General features: G+C 46.9%; 1 tRNA gene and 1 rRNA gene. Both read left to right on the top strand.

Going from position 1 to position 890, the window contains the following annotated elements:
- The first annotated feature begins 161 nt into the window (after positions 1 to 161).
- Positions 162 to 234 (top strand) — tRNA-Ala (locus tag ABDZ53_RS00055).
- 159 nt (positions 235 to 393) lie between these two features.
- Positions 394 to 890, top strand: a 23S ribosomal RNA gene (locus ABDZ53_RS00050); the annotation flags it as partial.

Below are 890 nucleotides of genomic sequence, written 5' to 3'. Positions count from 1 at the left end.
GTAACAAGGTAGCCGTATCGGAAGGTGCGGCTGGATCACCTCCTTTCTAAGGATACTGCCATTAGGGCAGAACGGAACCTTGCACATGGTTTTTACTTTGTTTAGTTTTGAGAGATTCGTCTCTTTTTTTTCACTTTTTTAAATTAAATACCCATAGAAAAGGGGCCTTAGCTCAGCTGGGAGAGCGCCTGCCTTGCACGCAGGAGGTCAGCGGTTCGATCCCGCTAGGCTCCATTGCAACTCGGTTTTTGAGTTGTACTTTGTTCTTTGAAAACTAGATAGTTGATTTAATAACACACACAAATGTTAAGAAACAACACCGAGAAATAGAAATTGAGAACAGTTTTGTTCCTAAACAAAACTCTCATCGCTATGAATTACCCTTAACCGCTAGGTTAAGTGAATAAGGGCGCACGGTGGATGCCTTGGCACTAGGAGCCGATGAAGGACGGGACGAACTCCGATATGCTCCGGGGAGCTGTAAGTAAGCTATGATCCGGAGATTTCCGAATGGGGCAACCCATCACTTTTCATCAAGTGATATTTCTTTAGTGAATACATAGCTAAGGAAAAGGTAGACGTGGGGAACTGAAACATCTCAGTACCTGCAGGAAGAGAAAGCAAACGCGATTCCCCAAGTAGCGGCGAGCGAAACGGGAAGAGGCCAAACCAAAAGGCTTGCCTTTTGGGGTTGTAGGACCAGCGCTATGGACGAGTGAGATTAGTAGAAATGACTGGAAAGTCATGCCGGAGAGGGTGGAAGCCCCGTATACGACAATCAAACTTGCCTAGCTGGGATCCTGAGTACGGCGGAACACGAGAAATTCCGTCGGAATCCGGGAGGACCATCTCCCAAGCCTAAATACTCCCTAGTGACCGATAGTGAACCA

The organism is Alkalibacterium iburiense (genome assembly GCF_039521845.1).
GTDB classification, from domain to species: Bacteria; Bacillota; Bacilli; order Lactobacillales; family Carnobacteriaceae_A; genus Alkalibacterium; species Alkalibacterium iburiense.
This window is presented reverse-complemented; position numbering and strand designations above follow the sequence as displayed.